Here is a 21277-nt window from a genome sequence, read left to right on the forward strand (position 1 = left end):
TTTGCAACGGATTGCCTTCCACCAGCTTGCGCTGGCTGTTGACACGAAAAACCTGCAGGCACAAAAAAACCGCGTTGCGACGCGGTTTTTTGCTGCAAGGAAGCCCTGCATTGGAATACATGGTGGCTACGGGTGGATTTGAACCACCGACCCCCGCATTATGAGTGCGATGCTCTGACCAGCTGAGCTACGTAGCCTTTAAAGCGCGGCATTTTCCACCAACCCCGGCGGCTTGTCAAGTACCCAGCAATTCCGTGTTAGCGCCAGTGGTTTTGGTTTTATACCACCTCAATACCAATGGCCCGCCTGAGAAGCTCCAGCAGGGTTTCCAGGCGGGCTTCCAGCTCGGGCAGCTTGTCCAGAGCACTTTGTGCCGATCCCGATGAAGCCAGCTCAATCAGTTCCTGGGCGATCTGATTGAGATCACCATGCAGCTGGAGCACTTGTTCTGCAAGACTTCTGTCACTAAAACGCTGACTCAACCAGGCGGTGAAATCCTGTGCCGGCTCTGTCAGGGAGAGGGGGCCGTCGTCGGGACTGCGGATGAGGCTTTGGAGTTGGTTGGCCCAACTGCGATATTCAACCATGGCGGTCAGAAACGGTAACTGATCGCTGCGCGCTGCCTGGGTGTTTTGCCAGGAAGGCGGCGGGGACCAGTGGGTCAGCCAGGTTTCAAGCTGATCAGCAGGCATGGGGCGGGCAATGGCGTACCCCTGACCCAGTTCACAGCCCAGAAGCAGCAACATCTTGCCGTGGGTTTCGGTTTCAACCCCTTCTGCCACAACGGCCTGACGGAAGGTGCGGGCCAGATTGATGACCCCCTGCAGGATCGCCAGATCATCAGGCTCAAAGAGCATGTCGCGGACAAAACTGCGATCAATCTTGAGTGTGGCTACCGGCAGCTTCTTGAGATAGGACAACGATGAATAGCCGGTGCCAAAGTCGTCCAGCGAAAATGATACGCCCAGTTCGTCACCCTGGCGAATGATGTCGACCATCGGAACGGTGTCGTCCAACGCACTGGTTTCCAGGACTTCAAGATCCAGATCCCCCGGCTGTACAGCCGGATACCGCGCCAGTAAATCCCGTAACTGACCGATAAAATCCGGCTGCGCAAGCTGTAGTGGATCGACGTTCAGGCTGATGGGAATGTGCAGTCCGATGGCGCGCCAGTCGGTGATTTGCTGCATGGCCGTTGTCATGACCCACGTGCCAAGGTCCAGCATCGCGGTGTGGTTCTCCAGCAGCGGCAGGAACGCGCCCGGTGGCAGTAACCCCCGCTTGGGATGTTGCCAACGGATCAGGGCCTCGACCCCAATTAGGCCACCGCGCTTCATGTCCACCTTGGGCTGGTAGTAAAGGACGAATTCTCCCGAATCCAGGCCCTGGCGAATGCGCTCGATCTGTTGATGGTTGTCCCGCAGGCGACGATCATGGGCGGCATCGAACAGGTGATAGCGGTTTTTGCCCGCCAGCTTGGCCTGATACATGGCCTGATCCGCTTGCCGCAAGAGTTGATCCGCGTCGATGTCTTCCGATTGGGGATAGAACGTAACGCCAATACTCACCGAAACGCCGAGTTGTTGCCCCTGTTCTTCAAGCGGGGCTGACACCGCATCAAGCAGGCGCTCCAGCAATGGACGGCAGGTTTCAACCTGATCAAAACCCACCAGCACCAGCGCGAATTCATCACCCCCCAGGCGGGCCACCGTATCCCCTTCCCGCAACACTTGCCCCATGCGTTGGGCAATGGTCACCAGGAGTCGGTCGCCGACTTCATGGCCAAAACGATCATTGATGGGTTTGAAGGCATCCAGATCCACACAGGCCACGCCGAGCAACTCACCCCGTCGATCCGCCTGCAGCATGGCTTGCTGCAGACGGTCGGCCAACAAGACCCGATTTGGCAGTCCAGTCAGGGGGTCGTGATGGGCCATGTGCTTGAGCTGCAGTTCGACCGCTTTGCGGGCGGTGATGTCGGTGTCGGCACCACTGGCGCCGATCAGACCTCCGTGGGGATCATATAGGGGCAGGGTGGTGGTGCTGACCCAAATCTCCGACCCATCCCGGCGCAGGATACGGTTGTGATAGCCGCTGTGCTTGAGTCCCTGGCGGATATGTTCCAGGCCCTCCTGCTTCATGGTTTCGCGGGCGTCTGCCGGGGTTAAATCGTAGAAGGTTTTCTTGCCGATCAATTCCTCCGGCAAATAACCGGTGACCTCGGTCACCATGGCGTCAACGGATGTGTAAAAGCCGTCCAGATTCACTTCCCAACGGAATGATCGACTCTCGCGGGCCAGTTCCCGATAGCGGGCTTCGCTGTCCGCCAGTGCCTGGGCTGCGTCGTGGCGGGCCAGGGCTGCTGCAATCAGATCGGCGATGGCCTGCAACATGGCCACTTGATCCGGCGACCAGACCCGTGTCCTGGTCACTGAGTCCAGGCCGATAAATCCGATCAGTGTTCCACATGGGTCCAGGATCGGCAGGCAGATCAGTGACTGAATATCCTGCTGCTGGAAGATGGTTTTTTCCGAGCTGGCGGCCTCGGGCAGGTCGTTGACCTTGGGAATTTGCAACGGACGCCTTTCCTGCATCCGGGCACTCCACCAACCCAACTGCGCCGTGGAGATGGATTGCAAGGTGTTCAGGTAGCTGGTGATACCGTCGGCGCACCATTCGTGGGTGTTGCGCATACGGCTGAGTTGATCCGAAAATCGAAACAGGTAGGCCCGGTCGACTTCAAACAACATGCCCAGGGACCGCAGCGCTTCGCTCACTGCGGCATCCAGTTGATCATCGTTGCCGGCAGTTACCAGCCGGGATGCGGTATCGGCAACCAGTGCACGGAATCTCAGATCGAACTGCTCCCGCTGACGGCGTTCCACCTCCTCGGAAATATCCCGGGCAATGGTCAGCATGGCGATGGGCCGACCCTGTGGATCACGAATCAGACTGGTGGAGATGTGAACGGGAAAGCAACGGCCTGTCCGGTGTCGGTGGAAGGCTTCGCCGGCAATGGCGCCCCTGGCCCGCAGTTCCTCAAGCCTTGGACCAACACCCGTCGCCATCTGCTCTGGTGTATGGAACGTGTCAAGCCCAGCCCCGTTCAGTTCACCGGGTTCATAGCCGTGCATCCTGGCCCAGGCCTGATTGATGAAGCGGATCTTGCCCGATAGTTCGGTCAGGGCAATGCCGTCATCCGATTGCTCCACCGCTGAACGAAACTCCTGCAATGCCAATGTGCGCTCAAGCACTGCGTGCTCCAGGGTTTCCCGGCGCCGTATCACCAGCCCAACGACGATGCTGAGCATCACGGTCAGCACGGTGCCCGCCAGCCCTGTGCCCAGACTCGCCAGATGATGTCTTGCCCCCGGAAAATCAGGGCCTGGGCGGACCCGAAGGAGAAAGGCTTCGCCAAAGCCCAGGATCGGGCGCTCCAGCATGTAGCCCGTCCGCTCCAGAGGGTTTGCGTGATTCGAGGCGGCCAATACGCTGTGCAAGCCGTCGGGATGCAGCAGCCAAAATTCCATCTCCAGCAGCCCGCCGCCGTCCCAGGTATGGATCAGATGGTTGAAGTCGACCGTGCTGAAGACGGCGCCTTCCGGGCGGTCATCATCCAGCTTGACCCGGGTGTGCTGGATGATCAGCATCTGACCGCGGACAGCCGGTGCATACGTCCCCCGGAGTTGGGGCAATGCGGTGATCAGACCGGTTTGATAGGCAATCTCCAGGGGTTGGCGTACCCGTTCCAGCGCGTTCAAATCAAAACCCAGCCGATCCGGGTCGGGACGAAATGCGGTTTGGCGCAGGATGGGGTAGAGAAACTGCCGATCTGATTCAAGAAGGGACGGCTGCCCGTCACCTGCCGTGTCCCAGATGTAAAAGGCCCTCTGGTCCAGCCTCTGGATGTGTTCCTCGAATCGTTCCCGGTCCTGGGCGTGGACTCGCGGCGCCCAGGCCCAGTTCTGCGCCAGTCCGCTTTCCGTCAGGCGCTGGGTGAAATGATCAAATTCTTCAATCGATACATGGCGACTGGACTCAAAAAATCGAACCAGGGTATCCATGCCGAAGTCGCGCAGGTTGCACAACTCCCGGATCAGGCTCTGGGCGGATGCATCGGCCACCAGCTGAAAGCTGGTGCTCTGTTCTCGTGCCGTCTGGCCGTGAACGATCCAGGCGGCGGTGAGGCTGAGCACCAGACCGATGCACAGGGTCAGTATTGGTTCAGTATGACGCAAGGCCCCGGTATTGTGCGGATCAAGATCCCCGCGGCCCACGCGCAGCAGGCGTCCTGCGACCACCAGCGCCATCAGCAGGAGTGTTGCAATCCCCACCGGTATGACGGACTGGCGCAAGATGTCCCACCGCCAATGGTCCGCATCAACGTCGATACCCAGGGCCAGTTGTCCTGGGCGGGTATCCGGCATGGGCAGGGGCAACAAGGCGGAGATCCAGACACCCCACCGATCTTCAGTGGGTTGGGTCGTCAGGGCGATGCCAGGGTCAAACACCTGCATGACTTCAGCGCTGATCTCGGCATAGACCTCGCCGGGGGGAGATTGGTCCTCGGAGCCAATGGGCTCGCTGTCCACCTGAACGATGACGGTGTGATCCGGGTGTTGCACCAGCAGGTAAATGAACCGGTAGCGAGGAAACGCCTGGCGTACCGCCATCAGCTGCTGTTTGAGGCGCTGATACTCCGGTTGATCCAGGTCATCCCGGGTACCGCTCAGTACCCCAATCTGTGGCAGGTTGAGGGTATCGGCCAATCGTTCGGCTTCGGCCAGGAGTTCGGCGCGCATGTGCTGATCCACCATGGTCGCCTTCCAGCCGGCGACCAGCGATCCAAGCACGAGAATCAGCCCAAGCCACAGCACCGTGCCGCGGTCAAGCCAGCGGCGTCGGGGTGGGCAATCATGGGTGGGAGAAGGTGATCCCACATTTGTTAATCCCTGGCCATGAACTGCCACCCCTAAACCTCACTGTCCCAGTCGCTCCAGAAGGAACGGTTCCAGCGCCGCCATGGGGACCATGGTGGCCTCCGCATCCCGGCGGCCCTTGTACTCCACCTCGCCCGCATCCAGGCCCCGTTCGCCCAGCACGATCCGGTGCGGGATGCCGATCAGCTCCATGTCCGCGAACATGACCCCGGGCCGGGCGTTGCGGTCGTCCATGAGCACTTCGATACCAGCCCCCTGCAGGCGCTGGTACAGGTCCTCGGCGGCTTCCCGCAGCCGCTGGGATTTGTGGGCATTGATGGGGCACAGGGCCACCTGGAAGGGGGCCAGGGCGGCGGGCCAGATGATGCCCCGGTCGTCATGGTTCTGCTCGATGGCGGCGGCCACCACCCGGGAGACGCCGATGCCGTAGCAGCCCATGGTGACCACCAGGGAGCGGCCCTGCTCGTCCAGTACCGTGGCATTCATGGCCTTGCTGTACTTGTCCCCCAGTTGGAAGATGTGGCCCACCTCGATGCCGCGGCGGATCTCCAGGGTACCCTGACCGTCCGGGCTGGGGTCGCCGGCCACCACGTTGCGCAGATCCGCCACCGTGGGCAGGGGCACGTCCCGTTCCCAGTTGATGCCGAACAGATGCTTGCCGTCCTGGTTGGCGCCGGCGGCAAAGTCGCTCATCACCGCCACCGACCGGTCGACGATGCAGGGGATGGGCAGGTTGACGGGACCCAGGGAGCCGGGGCCGGCACCGATCACGGCCCGAATCTCTGCCTCTCCGGCCATACGCAAGGGGGAAGCCACCTGGGGCAGCTTTTCTGCCTTGAGGGCGTTGAGTTCATGGTCGCCGCGCACCACCAGGGCGATAAGCTGGGTGGCGGTTTCTTCCGAAGCGGCCACCACCAGGGTCTTGACGGTCCGTTCAATGGGCAGGTCGTGACCGTCCACCAGTTCCTGGATGGTACGCACGTTGGGGGTATCCACCATGCGCATGGCTTCGGTGGGGGCGGGCCGTTCCCCGGTCGGGGCCACGGCTTCGGCCAGTTCCACGTTGGCGGCATAGTCACTGCTGCTGGAAAAGGCAATGGCATCCTCGCCGGAAGCGGCCAGTACATGAAATTCATGGGACTTGCTGCCGCCGATGGCGCCGGTATCTGCATGCACGGCGCGAAAATCCAGACCGCAGCGCTGGAAGATGCGGGTATAGGCGGCGTACATCAGGTCGTAGGTCTGCTGCAGGCTCTGGGCATCGGCGTGGAAGGAGTAGGCGTCCTTCATCAAAAATTCCCGCGCCCGCATGATGCCAAAGCGGGGGCGGATCTCGTCCCGGAACTTGGTCTGGATCTGGTAATAGTTCACCGGCAACTGACGGTAACTGTTCACTTCCCGCCGTACCAGATCGGTGATCACTTCCTCGTGGGTGGGGCCAAAGCAGAAGTCACGGTCATGGCGATCCTTCAGCCGCAGCAGTTCGGGGCCGTACTGTTCCCAGCGGCCCGATTCCTGCCACAGTTCCGCCGGCTGCACCGCCGGCATCAACACTTCCAGGGCACCGGCCCGGTTCATCTCCTGGCGCACGATGGCCTCCACCTTGCGCAGCACCCGCAACCCCAGGGGCATCCAGGTATACAGGCCGGAGGCCAGACGGCGCACATAGCCGGCCCGCAGCATGAGCTGGTGGCTGATGACCTCGGCATCGGCGGGGGTTTCTTTCAGGGTGGCCAGGGGAAACTGGGATACGCGCATGCAAAACAGTCCAGGATCAGGTGCAGGGATGTTAATGTAGCAGGTGCCAGATGCAATGGCGATGACTCAGAAGGTTCGCCCGAAGGCTTCCTTGAAGCGGGCCTTGATGTCCTCCAGTGTGGGCCGGTGATTTTGCGGCCCGGTATGCTCGATTTTGATGGCCCCCATGACGGCAGCCACCCGGCCTGTGGTCTCCCAGTCCAGCTGGTTCATCAACCCCCAAAGCAGGCCCGCCCGGTAAGCATCGCCGCAGCCTGTGGGGTCTTTGATCCGGGCGATGGGGGCCGCTGGAATCCGCAGGATTTTGCCGCCGGTGTAGATCACCGAGCCTTCTCCACCCTTGGTGATGATCAGGGCTTCTACCTGGTCTGCCAGTTCCTCGTGATTCCAGCCGGTACGCTCACTCATCAGCTGCGCTTCATAGTCGTTGAGGGTCACATAGGTGGCCTGTTTGACAAATTGACGCAGATCCATCCCATCGAACATGGGCATCCCCTGGCCTGGATCGAAAATGAAGGGGATACCGGCCTGGGCAAACTGTTCTGCGTGCTGGATCATGCCATCCCGACCGTCGGGGGAGACGATGCCCAGGGTGATGCCTTGAGCGTCGCTGACCTTGTTGAGGTGAGCATCATTCATGGCGCCGGGATGGAAAGCGGTGATCTGGTTATCATCCTGGTCGGTGGTGATGAAGGCCTGACCGGTGTAATGCTCGGGGATCATGCGGATGTATTGGCGGGAGATGCCGCACTCGTCCATCCACTGGGCATAGGGTTCAAAATCGGCTCCCACGGTGGCCATGGGCAAGGGATCACCCCCCAGCAGCTTGAGGTTATAGGCGATGTTGCCTGCACAGCCGCCGAACTCCCGACGCATGTCCGGCACCAAAAAGGACACATTGATCATGTGTACCTTGTCCGGGAGGATATGATTCTTGAACCGGTCGGGAAAAACCATGATGGTATCAAAGGCATAGGAACCGCAAATCAGGGCAGACATGAAAACTCCTGTGAGCAAGGTAAACCACAAACCCACGGCTCAAGCCGGGGCATCTTGATCGGATACACAGCACCGCTGTCGGGATGGGCGACATGATAGGCAACCGGACGGGTGATTGCGAATATCCCGACACCGGGGTAACCTGGGGAAACCCGTTTGTTCTGGCCATTGTTTCGCCACCTTCATGGCGCCAGAGGGCAGATCACGTCGGCATGGTCACCGGCGGCCCGTTCCTGAGGGCAGAGGTCGGCAGATGGGGAAGGGGCGGTGACCGTGTCCCAGGTCCGCCGATACAGGGGGTCATCGGGCGCCAGTTGCAGGGCGCATGTGGCAGCTGCTTGTGCCCTGGCCCTGCAGCCCTGGGCATGGAGCACATGGGCCAGATTGTTCCAGCCGGCATGGGCGGTTGGATCCTGACGGATCAGCGCCCTGAAAGCCTGCTCCGCCCCTGTCAGATCTCCACGGGCATAATGGGCATTGCCCAGCCCGATCCAGCCCACGGGATGTTCCGGCCAGGTCTGGGTGGCTGTGAGATAGGCATGGACCGCAGCATCCTGTTGACCGGTGCGCTCAAGATCATTGGCAGCCCGTAGCCAGCTCAGGGGGGTGGCGGTGGCAGGCAGCCGGTCTGGTGGCTGGGTCAGAAACCCCCAGTATCCCGCCCGGCGCCAGGTGCGTTCAAAACGTTGCAGGCTGTTGACATGACGCTCGATGGTCCCGGAGCGCAGTATCACAATGCCGGCATCAAGGTCATAACCAATCACCACGGCATAATGCCAGTGGGGCGCCCAGTTGAGCCCCAGATTCTGCAGCACCACCACTGGATGTCCTGCGGCCAGTTCCTGTAACAGGGCCTCCATCCGGGGTGGTACAGGCCAGGCCACCAGTGCCCTGGCCCGGGTGGCTGCCAGCATTTCCGCCTGCAGACTGCCCTGACGGGCCGGTAGATAGACTTCCGGCACCAGAGCCTGGGGAGTGATGGAGATGCCCTGGGCATTGAGTGCCGTGGCCAAAGCGGCAGGACCGCACTGATAGCGGTCCTGGGGGTGAAAGGGCGTGTCCTTGAGTTCCACCTGCCGGGGCAGGTGGTCAGGTGGGTCGCCTCGCAGAGCGGGGGTCTGCAATGGGGTGGCGCAGCCGGTCAACAGCAGGACAACCACTACAATCAGGGCCGTGACCGGAACCATGGGATATTATTGTACCGGGCGGACAAAGGGGAATATGTCCGTGGCACCGATGGCGTCGGTGATGACAAAGACAATGAACACCAGCACCACCACCCCCAGCACACTGGCGGCCCCGGCGGGCAACTCCTCCAGCCGCTGGTTGAGCTGATGTATTTCCTGGTCAGTCATGCGGGCAATCCGCTGGGCGGCATCGGCGGGGCTGACACCCAGGCGGGCCAGCTGTTGTTGCACATCTTCCCGCTCCAGACTGGAGAGCCATTGCGCCCGGTCCACCTGCCCCTGTTCTATCTCAAGCAACTGATCGGTGCTGATCATCCCGGCATGCACCGGGCTGATGGCGGTGGCCAGCAGGGACAGGGCACATAGCAGGGTCAGCAGATATCTGGTCATGATTGTTCACCTTTGATGTACGCTGCAACAGTTATGGCTCAGGCCAGGGATGCTATTATAGGACGAAACCATGCCGGGCCTCGATATGGGTCAATATCCGGCGTAAGGTCAGTCACCTTCCGGTGCCCGGTAAAAGAGGTTGCCTGGAGGGGGGGCGACTCAATACCATTGGACCCCTCAAGGACTTCGTTCCGCCAGGTGCCCTCCATCGATGCAACGGGCCTCATCCAGGGAAATCTTCGGCTGGGCGATGTTCGACTTCGCCAATCAAGCCTATACCCTCCTGATCATCACGGTGATCTTCGGCGATCTGTTTACCCGGGTGATCGTGGGAGATGCCCATGCCGATTACCGGCTGGGTAACCTGCTGTGGAGCATTGCCCTGGCGGTGAGCTATTTGCTGGTGGTGCTGTCCGGGCCGGTGGCGGGGGCCATCATGGATTTTTCCGCCGCCCGCAAGCGCTTTTTATTCGCCAGTTATCTGCTTACCGTGATCTCCACAGCCCTGCTGTACTGTGTGGCCCCCGGTTATATCTGGCTGGGTATGGCCCTGATCGTGGTGTCCAACTTTGCCTATGCCATCGGCGAATCCTTCATTGCCAGTTTTCTGCCGGAACTGGGGCCTCGTGAGGCCCTGGGCTGGATTTCCGGGTTTGGCTGGGCGTTGGGCTATGTGGGGGGGCTGGTGGCCACCGCCTTTGCCCTGGTGGTTCTGGGGGAGGTCAGTGAAGAAAACTTTGACCGAATCCGTTGGGTGGGTCCATTTGCTGCAGTATTCTTCCTGGTGGCGGCCATTCCTACGTTCTTGTGGTTGCAGGAGCGGGGACGGCCCCGGCGGTTGCCCCGACTGCACCAATATGTAGGTATTGGTTTGCGTCGGGTACGTTCTACCCTGGGAGATCTGGTCCATTACCGGGATCTTGCCATCTTGATGGTGTCGGTTTTCTTTGCCATGGCCGGTATTTACATCATCATCGCCTTCACGTTCATCTACGGTGCCCAGGTGATCCAGTGGGATGAGCATGTCCGGGTCTGGATGTTTGTCACCGTGCAACTGACCGCCGCCGCCGGCGCGCTCACCTTCGGGTTCATGCAGGATCGGGTCGGGGCGCGGCGCACCTATGTGATGACGCTGGTGCTATGGATACTGGCGGTCACCCTGATTTTTGCCACCCCCTGGCTGGGGCGTGTCCTGGATTTGCAGGCCCAGTACATCTTCCTGGTGGTGGGGAGTGTGGCGGGACTGTGCCTGGGGTCTACCCAGTCGGCGGGACGGGCCTTGGTGGGCGTGCTCTCCCCCCGCCTGAAGGCGGCGGAATTTTTCGGATTCTGGGGACTGTCCAGCAAGCTGGCGGCCATTGTGGGCCTGCTGGGGCTGGGTGTGCTGCAGATGCTGTTCGGATTGCATCTGTCGATTCTGTTCTGCGCCCTGTTGTTTGCACTGGCGCTGGTGGTGGCGCTGGGCCTCAACGAGACCCGGGGCCGCGCAGTGGCCGAAGCCCGTGATGGTCGTCGTGGATAGCATCCCCAACCTTTAACGACCATGCTGTTATCATGCCTCCCCCGAAACCCTGGCTTTCATATTTCTGGAATTTTCGCCCATGCCTGTCACCGTTGTTTATCCTGGGACATTTGATCCCATCACCAATGGCCACGCCGATATCGTGCGCCGTGCCTCCAGGATGTTTGACCGGGTGCTGGTGGCCGTGGCCGCCAATCCCGGCAAGCGGCCTGTTTTCACCCTGGATGAGCGGGTGGCACTGGCGCGTACTGTTCTGGCCGATCTGGGCGATCAGGTGGAAGTGAAGGGGTTTTCCGGCCTGTTGGCGGAGTTTGCCGCCGCCAATGATTCCCGGGTGTTACTGCGGGGATTGCGGGCGGTGTCCGACTTTGAGCATGAATTCCAGCTGGCCAGCATGAACCGTCACCTGTCACCGGACCTGGAAACGGTATTCCTGACCCCGGCGGAGGAATACGCCTTCATATCCTCAAGTCTGGTACGGGAAGTTGCCATGCTCGGTGGCGATGTTTCACACTTTGTTGCCGAGGGTGTCAAGGCTGCGCTGATTGAGCGGTTGCGTTAAACTACGCGGTCAGGCACAACATGCCGTATAAACTACATATATTTGATTTTGAAGAGGAAAGTGCACTATGGCCCTGATGATTACCGACGAATGCATCAACTGTGATGTGTGTGAGCCGGAATGTCCCAACGGCGCGATTTCTCCCGGTGAGGAAATCTATGTGATCGATCCGGTCCTGTGCACCGAATGCGTTGGTCATTTTGACGCGCCCCAGTGTGTGGAAGTCTGCCCGGTGGACTGCATTCCCCTGGACCCGGACAACAAGGAAACCCAGGACGAACTGATGGCCAAGTTCAAGCGCATCACCGGCGCAGCCTGATCGGATGCGGCATGGCTCCAGGGAACGCCGTTGGTGTTCCCTGGGGCATTTAGCCAGGCTGGCAGCAGGGACAATGGAATGTGGAACGCTGTCCCACCGTGGTCTGCTGGATCAAGGTGCCGCAGCGCAGGCAGGGCTGCCCACCCCGACCATAGACCTGCAACTGTTGGCTGAAATAGCCATGACGGCCATCCTCACGCACGAAATCCCTTAATGTGGTGCCCCCCTGGGCAATGGCGGCTGTGAGTACATCAGCAATGGCCTCTGCCAGCCTGTGGGCCTCGGTCTGGTTGAGTTTTCCTGCCGCCCGCCGGGGTTCGATACCCGCCAGAAACAGGGATTCCGAGGCATAGATATTGCCGACCCCCACCACCACCTGACTGTCCATGATCAGGCTTTTGATGGCCCGACGCCGGCCTTGGCTTTGGCGATGCAGGTAGGCGCCATCAAAATCTGCTTCCAGGGGTTCCGGTCCCAGTTTTGCCAGTAGGGGATGGGGGCCTTGGCGGGGATCAAAGCAAAGCAGTGCGCCAAAGCGACGGGGATCGTGAAAGCGCAGAATCCTGTCCGAATCCAGCATCAGGTCCACATGATCGTGGCGCCGGGGCGGGCTGTTGGCCTCAACCAGGCGCAGACTGCCGGACATGCCCAAATGTATCAGCAGGGTGAGCTGGCCATCATCCAGCAGCAGATATTTGCCACGGCGACCAACCCTTTGAAGGGTCCGGCCTTGGGCCTGTTGTGGCAGAGTGTCGGGTATTGGCCAGCGTAGCCGGGATTGGCGTACCACAATGCCGATGATCCGGCGGCCAACCAGATGGGGTTCAATGCCCCGCCGGGTGGTTTCCACCTCCGGCAGTTCAGGCATAGAGTCCTTCGATTTCCACCAGCAGATCATGCCTGCAGACATCGCCCCGCAGGTAGATGACCGGCGCCTGGGTGCCCAGGGCGGCCTCCAGCCGGGCCTGGATTGCGGCGTGGTCTGCCTCGTGACGCACATAGACCTTGAGCATGGACAGATGGCCGGGGGTATGTACCTGATGGCGGATATCATCACCGGCAGCTTGGATCAGGGTGCGTAGATTCTCGATGATTTCATCCAGTTGGGTCAGCACATCGGTGTGCAGGGTTTCATGGCCGACAATGCTGGCGGTGCCGGAAATATACAGATGGGGTTGATCGGGCCAATGCTTGAGTGTGGCCCGGGAGAACGAGGGGCTTTTGGGGCCGTAGCGCCGGGGATAGTGGAACGCACTCACTTGACGGGGATTTTCGATCTGAATCCCCGGTGTGCGCCCAGCGAGGAAATACACCAAAAGGCCGGGGGCCGTGGTGCCGATGGCGGTGGCGGCAGGCAACTCGCCCTCCGTCAGGGGCACCCGTTCCAGGGCACGATGACGCCCCAGGCAAAAGGCCTGATAGCGGTCCAGCCCGTCCACTTCCTGATGCAGGTCTGGAAAATAGTTCCAGATGCGCAGCAGATGGGGGAAGCCCAGATTGCGGTGCACCGCCAGCAGCCGGTCATAGGCATACTCAGCGGCCTGGTTGATGTCCTGATCAAAATCCCCTTCATTCACCAAAATCCAGCCAAACAGCGCCTGATCGGTATGGCTGTAGCCCACGCCGTCCTCAAAGCCGGTGGTCACGGGCTGATCTGCCAGCCACAGCTCCGGCGGTGCCGGGGCTGCCAGTGGAGGCAAGGCCACGGTCAATGTCACCGGGTCGGCAGGGTCCACCCGGTTTTCCTGGCCAAAGTGGATCAGGGCAAGACGATGGGGGTCTTGCTCGGGCAACGTCACTTCCTGCTGGAAGCGGATTGTCAGGGGTGCAGAATGGAGGGGGTGCGCCATGGGGCCATGTTACCTGCAAAGACGCACGAGGCCCATAGATGGGCCTCGTACATGAAACCTCACCGGGGCGAGGCCATCAGCCAGGTCGTACCGGGGATTACTTGATCTTGGCTTCCTTGTACATCACATGCTGACGCACCACGGGATCAAATTTCTTGATCTCCATTTTATCGGGCATGTTGCGCTTGTTTTTGGTGGTGGTGTAGAAGTGGCCGGTTCCGGCGCTGGACACCAGGCGGATTTTTTCGCGAACACCTTTTGCCATGGTTGCGTCTCCTTAAACCTTTTCGCCGCGGGCGCGCAGCTCGGCGAGGACCGTATCGATCCCCTTCTTGTCGATGATGCGCATGCCCTTGCTGCTGGTCCGGAGCTTGACAAAGCGATTTTCGCTCTCGACCCAGAAACGGTGTTCATGCAGATTGGGCAGGAAGCGACGCTTGGTCTTGTTGTGGGCGTGGGATACGTTGAACCCAGACACTGGACGCTTACCCGTAATTTGACAGACTCGGGCCATTGGATATTCTCCGGAAAAACCAGGCTGATTTGAATAAAGCCGGGAACGATAACAGAAGGGTGGGGAACTCTCAAGCCTGCCGGCTGCACTGTGGCCCTGTGATGGCGGGGGGGGAATGAAATGACCGAAGGGGAATATTGATGTCGCATTTAAAAGCGCTGATCTTCGATGTGGACGGGACTTTGGCGGATACGGAACAAGACGGGCATCGTCCTGCCTTCAACGCGGCTTTCAGGGATATGGGGCTTGACTGGCATTGGGATGTGTCTCTTTATGGTGAGTTGCTGCAGGTGGCCGGCGGCAAGGAGCGGATTCGTTATTATCTGGAGACCTTTGCCCCGGACCGCCCGCCGTCCCCGGATCTGGATCGGTTCATTGCCCGGTTACATGCCCGCAAGACCGAGCATTGGGTGGCCCGGCTGGAGCGGGGGGATATTCCCCTGCGACCGGGTGTGTCCCGCCTGATGGCCTCGGCCCGCAGGGCGGGGGTGGTGCTGGCCATTGCCACGACCACCTCCATGACCAACGTGACAGCCCTGTTAAGGGCCAATCTGGGGGCGGCATCACTGGACTGGTTCCCGGTGATGGGTGCCGGTGACGGGGTGCCGGTCAAGAAACCGGCGCCGGATGTGTATCTGTATGTGCTCAAACATCTGGGCCTGCCGGCCCATTGCTGTGTGGCCATCGAGGATTCCGCCCAGGGGTTGCAGGCGGCCCAGGGGGCGGGGATCACGACACTGATTACCCCGACCGACTATACGGCGACCGATGATTTTTCCGGGGCCGCCGCCGTGCTGGAGCATCTGGGAGAACCGGGGCGGCCCGGGCGGGTCATTCAGGGGACAGGGCCGGAAAACGGGATCGTGGATATCGGTGACCTGGAGGCCCTGCTACGGGCCGCCCACCCATCCCGATCATGACCACCCCGCAGGCCGGGAACCTCACCACAAGACAGGTGTCATACCCGGTTTCGGGCCGTGGCTGGGTTTACCCCATTCAGGGGCCTCTTTATAATCCGTCGGTTCACCAATACCTCCCCCCCGAGACCTATCATGCGCATCGTCCAGGAAGCCCTCACCTTCGACGACGTCCTCCTGGTTCCCGCCCATTCGGCGGTGTTGCCCAGAGACGTGGACCTCACCACTCGCCTCACCCGCGACATCACCTTGAATATCCCCCTGATCTCCGCCGCCATGGATACGGTCACCGAGGGGCGGCTGGCCATTGCCATTGCCCAGGAGGGGGGCATTGGTATTGTTCACAAGAACATGAGCATCGAAGCCCAGGCCCAGCAGGTGCGTCTGGTGAAGAAATATGAAAGCGGCGTCATCAGCGATCCCATCACCGTCAGTCCGGACACCAGTATCCGTGACGTGCTGGCCATTACCCGGGCCAACGCCATCTCCGGCGTCCCGGTGGTCAAGGGGATCGATCTGGTGGGTATCGTCACCAGTCGTGACCTGCGCTTCGAGACCCGCATGGATTCCCCGGTGTCCGAGATCATGACCCCCAGGGAGCGTCTGGTGACGGTCCGCGAGGGGGCGGGCAAGGAAGAGGTACAACACCTGCTGCACAAGCATCGCATCGAGAAGGTGCTGGTGGTGAACGATGCCTTCCATCTGCGGGGCATGATCACTGTCAAGGATATTCAAAAGTCCACCGACTTTCCCATCGCTTGCAAGGATGACCGTGGTCGCCTGCGGGTGGGGGCGGCCCTGGGGGTGGGGGCCGGTACCGAGGAGCGCTGCGCCGCGCTGGTGGAAGCCGGGGTGGATGTGGTGGTGGTGGATACTGCCCACGGCCATTCCCAGGGCGTGCTCGACCGGGTGGCCTGGGTGAAGAAGACCTACCCGGCGGTTCAGGTCATCGGCGGCAACATTGCCACGGCCCAAGCCGCCCGTGATCTGGTGGCGGCGGGGGCGGATGCGGTGAAGGTGGGCATTGGCCCCGGCTCCATCTGCACCACCCGCATCGTGGCCGGGGTGGGTGTTCCCCAGATGACCGCCATCGACAACGTGCGCCAGGCCCTGGAAGGCACGGGGGTGCCCCTGATCGCCGATGGGGGCGTGCGCTTCTCCGGTGATTTTGCCAAGGCCATCGCCGGCGGCGCCCACAGCGTGATGCTGGGCAGCCTGTTTGCCGGCACCGAAGAGGCCCCCGGTGAAGTGGAGCTCTATCAGGGCCGCTCCTACAAATCCTACCGGGGCATGGGTTCCCTGGGCGCCATGCAGCAGGGCTCCTCGGACCGCTATTTCCAGGAAAGCAGCGGCGTGGTGGACAAGCTGGTGCCGGAAGGCATCGAGGGTCGCGTCCCCTACAAGGGCACCATCGTGGCCATTATCCATCAACTGGTGGGGGGACTGCGTTCCTCCATGGGCTATGTGGGTTGCAGCAACATCGACGAGATGCGCACCCGTCCCGGTTTCGTGCGGGTCACCTCGGCGGGGATGCGTGAGAGTCACGTCCATGACGTGACCATCACCAAGGAAGCCCCCAACTACCGGATGGATTGAAGAACATGCCCCTGTCTGCCCCGGATATTCACGCCCATCGCATTCTCATCATCGATTTCGGCTCTCAGTACACCCAGCTCATTGCCCGGCGGGTGCGGGAGTCCGGGGTCTATTCCGAGATCCACCCCTGGGACATGGACGCCGCCGCCGTGGGCGACTTCAACCCCAGCGGCATCATTCTCTCCGGCGGCCCGGAATCCGTGATTGAAAGCGATCCGCCCCGGGCACCCCAGTGTGTGTTTGAACTGGGGGTGCCGGTGCTGGGTATCTGCTACGGCATGCAGACCATGGCGGCCCAACTGGGGGGGCAGGTCGAAAGCGCCGATCATCGGGAGTTTGGCTATGCCCAGGTCCAGGCTCACGGCCATACCCGCCTGCTGACGGATATCGAAGACCACACCAGCCCCGAAGGTCATGGCCTGCTGGACGTCTGGATGTCTCACGGTGACCGGGTCTGCGCCCTGCCGGAAGGTTTCTCCCTGATGGCCTCCACGGACTCGGCCCCCGTGGCCGGCATGGCCGACGAGGCCCGTCGTTTCTACGGCGTCCAGTTCCATCCCGAGGTGACCCATACCCGTCAGGGGCAGCGCATTCTGTCCCGGTTTGTCCATGACATCTGCGGTTGCGAGAACCTCTGGACCGCCGGCAACATCATCGATGACATGATCCAGCGGGTGCGGGAGCAGGTGGGCACCGATGAGGTCATCCTGGGCCTGTCCGGTGGCGTGGATTCCTCCGTGGTGGGTGCCCTGCTGCACAAGGCCATCGGTGACCAGCTCACCTGCGTGTTCGTGGATACCGGCCTTTTGCGTCTCCATGAAGGGGATCAGGTCATGGCCACCTTTGCCCGTCACATGGGGGTGCGGGTGATCCGGGTGGATGCGGAAGCCCGTTTCCTTGCGGCCCTGGCGGGGGAGTCGGACCCGGAGGCCAAGCGCAAGATCATCGGTGGCCTGTTCGTTGAGGTCTTCGACGAAGAAGCCGCCAAACTCAACAATGCCCGCTGGCTGGCCCAGGGCACCATCTATCCCGATGTGATCGAGTCCGCCGGTTCCAAGACCGGCAAGGCCCATGTGATCAAGTCCCACCACAACGTGGGCGGTCTGCCGGAGACCATGAAGATGGGTCTGGTGGAGCCGTTGCGGGAACTGTTCAAGGACGAGGTGCGGCGCATCGGCGTGGAACTGGGGCTGCCGTCGGAGATGGTCTACCGGCATCCCTTCCCGGGGCCGGGGCTGGGGGTGCGCATCCTGGGCGAGGTCACCAAGCCCTACGCGGACCTGCTGCGCCAGGCGGATCACATCTTCATCGAGGAACTGCGTGGTGCCGGCCTGTACGATCAGGTGTCCCAGGCCTTTGCGGTCTTTTTGCCGGTGAAATCCGTCGGCGTGATGGGGGACGGTCGTCGCTATGACTATGTGGTGGCCCTGCGGGCGGTGGAAACCATCGACTTCATGACCGCCCGCTGGGCCCACCTGCCCTATGATTTTCTGGACAAGGTCTCGCGGCGCATCATCAACGAGGTCAAGGGCATTTCCCGGGTGGTCTACGACATCTCCGGCAAGCCGCCGGCGACGATTGAGTGGGAATAGGGCAACGCCCTAACCAAAAATCAGGCTCACCTGCTTCATGTCATCCTGACTGCTGTCCCAATGCAGATTCGGGTCCGCCGGGGTACAACCCAGGCGGATCAAAGCGGGGACATTCAAGCGATCCACCTGGGCCAGGTGGTGTCTTGTGGACTGGTAGCTTTCGATATTGGCGGCCTGGACGATATCCACATAGTCAATCGGGGTATCCGGGCCGGGGTTTCGCGTCAGGTTGTCGTGTTCTGCCGCCACTTCCACCAGTTGTGGATCGAAATTCCAGGCCTTGAGGACGGCACGACCGACGCTCATGTGCAGGCTTTGGGTGATCATGGCAAGGTACTTTTCGTTTTCCACGATGACCTCCACATCCTTGGCCTTGTTCAGGATCGGGATAACGCCAACGTCGTGTACCAGCCCGGCCAGCAGCGCGATTTCCTGTTCCAGGTGCCGATGCTGCCCCGCCAGCAGGAAACTCAACACCGCCACCTCCACACTGTGACGCCATAGATGCTCGATGCGATCACGGATATGCTCATGCTCACTGCTGAAAACATCTTTCATGGCCAGCACCAGCACCACGTTCCGGGCTTTTTCCAGTCCCAGCCGGGTGATGGCCGACTTGATGGTGACGCAACGACTCAGTCCCCGGTAGACCGGGCTGTTGGCATAGCGGATCAACCGTGCGGCCATGGCCGTATCCCTGGCCACCACTGCAGTGATCTGGTCGATGGAACTGTCGTCCTGATTGATGGCAAACAGGGCCTGCACAGCAATATCCGGCAAGGTGGGAATATAGATGCCGTTGTTGCGCAGATCGCGCCGCAGATCGTCGATGAAGGTGTCAACGATTTCCTTGGGAGATGCAGAATGGGGATTCACGAGGATGATGACGCCGGTGGATGTATCCTGGAGTATCGCATAATCACCGCGGTTGGCGGGTAAGGAATCCAGATGGCAACAGACCCGGATATCTTCTGGATGGAGCAGGCTCTGGCCCTGGCCGCCGCCGCTGCCGAGCAGGGAGAGGTGCCGGTGGGGGCGGTGCTGGTGCGGGATGGAATCTGTCTGGGGCGGGGCATGAACCGCCCCGTGGCCCTGCACGACCCCACGGCCCATGCGGAGATCCTGGCCCTGCGGGAGGCGGCTTTGCAGGAGGGCAATTACCGGCTACCCGGCACGACCTTGTATGTGACCCTGGAGCCTTGCATCATGTGCCTGGGCGCCATCATGCAGGCCCGGGTGGCCCGGTTGGTATTTGGCGCCCATGACCCCAAAACCGGGGTGCTGGGGGGGGCCGTCGATGCCCTGGCGCTGCCGGTGCATCATCATGGCCTGGAGGTGCGAGGGGGAGTGCTGGCCCAGGCGGGGGGGGACTGTCTGCGGGCCTTTTTTCGCGCCCGGCGTGGGCGTGGGTCATAGTCCCGGTGGCAGAATATCCAGCGGTGGCGTGGCCTGCGGCCTGGGCGGAGACATCCAGGGACGACGGGCACCCTCCAGTGGATGTTCCTGTTCCGGGGTGGTGAACCAGGTGAGGATGTCGTAAAAACTGCGGATATTTTGCACATAATGTACCGGCTCCCAGCCTCTGGCATAGCCATGGCGGGTGTGGACATACCATTCCGGGCGGCTGAGCAGGGGCAGGTGGGCCATCACGTCGATCCATCGGTTGGGGTCTTTGCCCTCGCTCAAGGTGATGCGTCGAGCGTCGTAAAGATGTCCCAGCCCCACGTTATAGGCCGCCAGGGCCATCCAGGTGCGATCCGGTTCCAGGATGGCTTCGGGTAATCGTTGATGCAGTCCACGCAGGTATTCGGCGCCGCCAAATACCGATTCCCTGGGATTGGTTCGATCCCGCACCCCCAGTTCCCCTGCGGTGATCTGGGTGAGCATCATCAGCCCCCTTACACCGGTACGGGAGACCGCGTCCGGGTTCCAGTGGGATTCCTGATAACTCACCGCTGCCAGCAAACGCCAATCCATCCCGAAGGTTTCGGCGGCCTCCCGGAACAGGGGTTCATAGCGGGGCAAGCGCTCCCGCACCCGACTCATGAACGTGAGGACGCCCGCATAATCGAGTACCTCCATGTGGCCAAAATGCCGTTCCTGCAACTGGGCCAGCCGACCGCTGGTGGCCTGAGCCTCAAAAAATGCCTCGGCGGCCTGGATCAGGCTGGAATCTTGATGTCTGGGAAAGGCCCAAGCCAGAAAATGGGGTTCTGTCAGATCCATCACCGCCCTTAATTCCGGGTAGAAGCGACGGATGGAGATCAATTCAATGGAGTCTGCCACCGCCAGATCCAGTTCCCCGTCATGGACCCGGCGCAGCAGTTCCGCCGGGGTGATGCCGGGGAACTCCTCCCAGGTCAGCCAGGGGTAATCCTGCTGTAACCGGCGCAGGGTGTCCCCGTGGCTGGTGCCGGCAATCACCGCCAGTGACCGGTGCTGCAGATCCTCTATGGACTGGGGCGCGGGAGTCCCCCGACGATGGACCACCTGTTCGGTCACCTGTTGATAGGTGGGGCCAAAACGGACCTGGGCCAGCCGGGATCGGGTTACGGTCATGCCGGCGGCGGCCATGTCCACCCGACCTCTGGCCACCAGAGGCAGAATATCATCGAACTGTCGGGGCACCACCAGACGCAGATCGACCCCCAGGCTATCGGCAAAGGCGGCGGCCAGATCATATTCAAAACCGTCCGGGCCGGTGGGCCATTCCTGATAGGTGGTGGTACTGACCCGGGTGGCTACCACCAGTTCTCCCGAGGCAATGACCCGTTCCAGGTCCGTCACTGGCCGGTTGAAGGTAAACAGCAACACCAGCGCCAGCAACAGCAGGAAAGCCAGCACCTCCAGCCGCTGGATGAGGGTTAATCTGGGTCGGCGGCGTTTCAAGGGCTTAAAAATTCGGTGGAATCGTTTATAATAAACCAGTTTGCCACTGTGCCATAATGCAATATGACCGGTGCCTTGCACCGGGCGGCGAACATTCGACCGTTATGGAGAGGTGCCGGAGTGGTCGAACGGGGCGGTCTCGAAAACCGTTGTACGTGCAAGCGTACCGAGGGTTCGAATCCCTCCCTCTCCGCCAGACGACCGCCGCCCGGCGGGGGCCCCATGCCCCCACCGGGTTTTTT

18 protein-coding genes and 2 tRNA genes are annotated in these 21277 nt (G+C 61.2%); 8 read left to right on the forward strand and 12 right to left on the reverse strand.

What is annotated here, in order from left to right:
* Positions 1–120: 120 nt before the first annotated feature.
* The 6 genes from BMX62_RS09490 to BMX62_RS09515 all read right to left on the reverse strand — a co-directional run bounded on the left by BMX62_RS09490 (position 121) and on the right by BMX62_RS09515 (position 9274).
* Positions 121–197, reverse strand: a tRNA-Met gene (locus tag BMX62_RS09490).
* A gap of 81 nt (positions 198–278) precedes the next feature.
* Entirely contained in the window at positions 279–4940 is a 4662-nt protein-coding gene (locus BMX62_RS09495) for an EAL domain-containing protein (RefSeq protein WP_143339729.1), read from the reverse strand.
* Between the two features lie 39 nt (positions 4941–4979).
* Positions 4980–6698, reverse strand: a complete 1719-nt coding sequence (locus BMX62_RS09500; RefSeq protein ID WP_090207921.1) for a proline--tRNA ligase — start codon at positions 6696–6698, stop codon at positions 4980–4982.
* A 66-nt stretch (positions 6699–6764) separates the two neighbouring features.
* The gene (locus BMX62_RS09505) at positions 6765–7697 is read right to left on the reverse strand and encodes a carbohydrate kinase family protein (protein WP_090207923.1); all 933 of its coding nucleotides are present in this window, start codon (positions 7695–7697) and stop codon (positions 6765–6767) included.
* Between the two features lie 182 nt (positions 7698–7879).
* Positions 7880–8884 carry a PA2778 family cysteine peptidase gene (locus BMX62_RS09510; RefSeq protein WP_090207926.1) on the reverse strand — a complete coding sequence of 335 codons (1005 nt, stop codon included), beginning with the start codon at positions 8882–8884 and terminating at the stop codon, positions 7880–7882.
* 6 nt (positions 8885–8890) lie between these two features.
* On the reverse strand, positions 8891–9274 hold the full coding sequence (locus BMX62_RS09515; RefSeq protein WP_090207929.1) for a DUF6627 family protein: 384 nt from the start codon (positions 9272–9274) through the stop codon (positions 8891–8893).
* A 211-nt stretch (positions 9275–9485) separates the two neighbouring features.
* On the opposite strand from BMX62_RS09515, the gene BMX62_RS09520 reads away from it, so the two are divergent.
* The 3 genes from BMX62_RS09520 to BMX62_RS09530 all read left to right on the forward strand — a co-directional run bounded on the left by BMX62_RS09520 (position 9486) and on the right by BMX62_RS09530 (position 11677).
* Entirely contained in the window at positions 9486–10796 is a 1311-nt protein-coding gene (locus BMX62_RS09520; protein ID WP_090207932.1) for an MFS transporter, read from the forward strand.
* A gap of 79 nt (positions 10797–10875) precedes the next feature.
* Positions 10876–11358, forward strand: coding sequence for a pantetheine-phosphate adenylyltransferase (coaD, locus tag BMX62_RS09525; RefSeq protein WP_090207934.1), 483 nt, complete (start codon positions 10876–10878; stop codon positions 11356–11358).
* A gap of 67 nt (positions 11359–11425) precedes the next feature.
* Positions 11426–11677, forward strand: coding sequence for a YfhL family 4Fe-4S dicluster ferredoxin (locus BMX62_RS09530; RefSeq protein WP_090207937.1), 252 nt, complete (start codon positions 11426–11428; stop codon positions 11675–11677).
* Between the two features lie 49 nt (positions 11678–11726).
* On the opposite strand, the gene mutM is transcribed toward BMX62_RS09530, so the two are convergent.
* The 4 genes from mutM to rpmB all read right to left on the reverse strand — a co-directional run bounded on the left by mutM (position 11727) and on the right by rpmB (position 14041).
* On the reverse strand, positions 11727–12545 hold the full coding sequence (mutM, locus tag BMX62_RS09535; protein ID WP_090207939.1) for a bifunctional DNA-formamidopyrimidine glycosylase/DNA-(apurinic or apyrimidinic site) lyase: 819 nt from the start codon (positions 12543–12545) through the stop codon (positions 11727–11729).
* On the reverse strand, positions 12538–13527 hold the full coding sequence (locus tag BMX62_RS09540) for a chorismate transformation FkbO/Hyg5 family protein (protein WP_090207942.1): 990 nt from the start codon (positions 13525–13527) through the stop codon (positions 12538–12540). Before BMX62_RS09540 ends, mutM begins: the two co-directional genes overlap by 8 nt.
* 97 nt (positions 13528–13624) lie before the next feature.
* Positions 13625–13792: a 50S ribosomal protein L33 gene (rpmG, locus tag BMX62_RS09545; RefSeq protein ID WP_008931018.1), complete on the reverse strand. Its 168-nt coding sequence runs from the start codon at positions 13790–13792 to the stop codon at positions 13625–13627.
* A 12-nt stretch (positions 13793–13804) separates the two neighbouring features.
* The gene (rpmB, locus tag BMX62_RS09550; protein WP_090207946.1) at positions 13805–14041 is read right to left on the reverse strand and encodes a 50S ribosomal protein L28; all 237 of its coding nucleotides are present in this window, start codon (positions 14039–14041) and stop codon (positions 13805–13807) included.
* A 140-nt stretch (positions 14042–14181) separates the two neighbouring features.
* On the opposite strand from rpmB, the gene BMX62_RS09555 reads away from it, so the two are divergent.
* The 3 genes from BMX62_RS09555 (at position 14182) to guaA (ending at position 18146) form a co-directional block, all read left to right on the forward strand.
* Entirely contained in the window at positions 14182–14961 is a 780-nt protein-coding gene (locus BMX62_RS09555) for an HAD family hydrolase (RefSeq protein WP_090207949.1), read from the forward strand.
* Between the two features lie 132 nt (positions 14962–15093).
* A complete protein-coding gene (gene guaB, locus BMX62_RS09560) occupies positions 15094–16554 on the forward strand; it encodes an IMP dehydrogenase (protein ID WP_090207951.1) in 1461 nt (486 codons plus the stop codon).
* Between the two features lie 5 nt (positions 16555–16559).
* Positions 16560–18146, forward strand: a complete 1587-nt coding sequence (guaA, locus tag BMX62_RS09565; protein WP_090207954.1) for a glutamine-hydrolyzing GMP synthase — start codon at positions 16560–16562, stop codon at positions 18144–18146.
* Between the two features lie 9 nt (positions 18147–18155).
* Here guaA and BMX62_RS09570 read toward each other — a convergent pair whose 3' ends face one another.
* Complete coding sequence (locus tag BMX62_RS09570; protein ID WP_238375935.1) at positions 18156–19022, reverse strand: HDOD domain-containing protein; 867 nt, start codon at positions 19020–19022, stop codon at positions 18156–18158.
* A 72-nt stretch (positions 19023–19094) separates the two neighbouring features.
* On the opposite strand from BMX62_RS09570, the gene tadA reads away from it, so the two are divergent.
* A complete protein-coding gene (gene tadA / locus BMX62_RS09575; protein ID WP_238375936.1) occupies positions 19095–19562 on the forward strand; it encodes a tRNA adenosine(34) deaminase TadA in 468 nt (155 codons plus the stop codon).
* On the opposite strand, the gene mltF is transcribed toward tadA, so the two are convergent.
* Positions 19557–21035 carry a membrane-bound lytic murein transglycosylase MltF gene (gene mltF / locus BMX62_RS09580; protein WP_238375937.1) on the reverse strand — a complete coding sequence of 493 codons (1479 nt, stop codon included), beginning with the start codon at positions 21033–21035 and terminating at the stop codon, positions 19557–19559. The genes tadA and mltF overlap by 6 nt on opposite strands.
* 106 nt (positions 21036–21141) lie before the next feature.
* On the opposite strand from mltF, the gene BMX62_RS09585 reads away from it, so the two are divergent.
* Positions 21142–21231, forward strand: a tRNA-Ser gene (locus BMX62_RS09585).
* Positions 21232–21277: the final 46 nt, after the last annotated feature.

Origin of the sequence: Ectothiorhodospira magna (genome assembly GCF_900110965.1) — a bacterium.
GTDB classification, from domain to species: domain Bacteria; phylum Pseudomonadota; class Gammaproteobacteria; order Ectothiorhodospirales; family Ectothiorhodospiraceae; genus Ectothiorhodospira; species Ectothiorhodospira magna.

Coding starts and splice junctions, on each gene's coding strand:
- BMX62_RS09500 (WP_090207921.1), bottom strand. CDS start 6,698: ATGCGCGTATCCCAGTTTCCCCTGGCCACCCTGAAAGAAACCCCCGCC.
- BMX62_RS09505 (WP_090207923.1), bottom strand. CDS start 7,697: ATGTCTGCCCTGATTTGCGGTTCCTATGCCTTTGATACCATCATGGTT.
- BMX62_RS09510 (WP_090207926.1), bottom strand. CDS start 8,884: ATGGTTCCGGTCACGGCCCTGATTGTAGTGGTTGTCCTGCTGTTGACC.
- BMX62_RS09515 (WP_090207929.1), bottom strand. CDS start 9,274: ATGACCAGATATCTGCTGACCCTGCTATGTGCCCTGTCCCTGCTGGCC.
- BMX62_RS09520 (WP_090207932.1), top strand. CDS start 9,486: ATGCAACGGGCCTCATCCAGGGAAATCTTCGGCTGGGCGATGTTCGAC.
- coaD (WP_090207934.1), top strand. CDS start 10,876: ATGCCTGTCACCGTTGTTTATCCTGGGACATTTGATCCCATCACCAAT.
- BMX62_RS09530 (WP_090207937.1), top strand. CDS start 11,426: ATGGCCCTGATGATTACCGACGAATGCATCAACTGTGATGTGTGTGAG.
- mutM (WP_090207939.1), bottom strand. CDS start 12,545: ATGCCTGAACTGCCGGAGGTGGAAACCACCCGGCGGGGCATTGAACCC.
- BMX62_RS09540 (WP_090207942.1), bottom strand. CDS start 13,527: ATGGCGCACCCCCTCCATTCTGCACCCCTGACAATCCGCTTCCAGCAG.
- rpmG (WP_008931018.1), bottom strand. CDS start 13,792: ATGGCAAAAGGTGTTCGCGAAAAAATCCGCCTGGTGTCCAGCGCCGGA.
- rpmB (WP_090207946.1), bottom strand. CDS start 14,041: ATGGCCCGAGTCTGTCAAATTACGGGTAAGCGTCCAGTGTCTGGGTTC.
- BMX62_RS09555 (WP_090207949.1), top strand. CDS start 14,182: ATGTCGCATTTAAAAGCGCTGATCTTCGATGTGGACGGGACTTTGGCG.
- guaB (WP_090207951.1), top strand. CDS start 15,094: ATGCGCATCGTCCAGGAAGCCCTCACCTTCGACGACGTCCTCCTGGTT.
- guaA (WP_090207954.1), top strand. CDS start 16,560: ATGCCCCTGTCTGCCCCGGATATTCACGCCCATCGCATTCTCATCATC.
- tadA (WP_238375936.1), top strand. CDS start 19,095: ATGGCAACAGACCCGGATATCTTCTGGATGGAGCAGGCTCTGGCCCTG.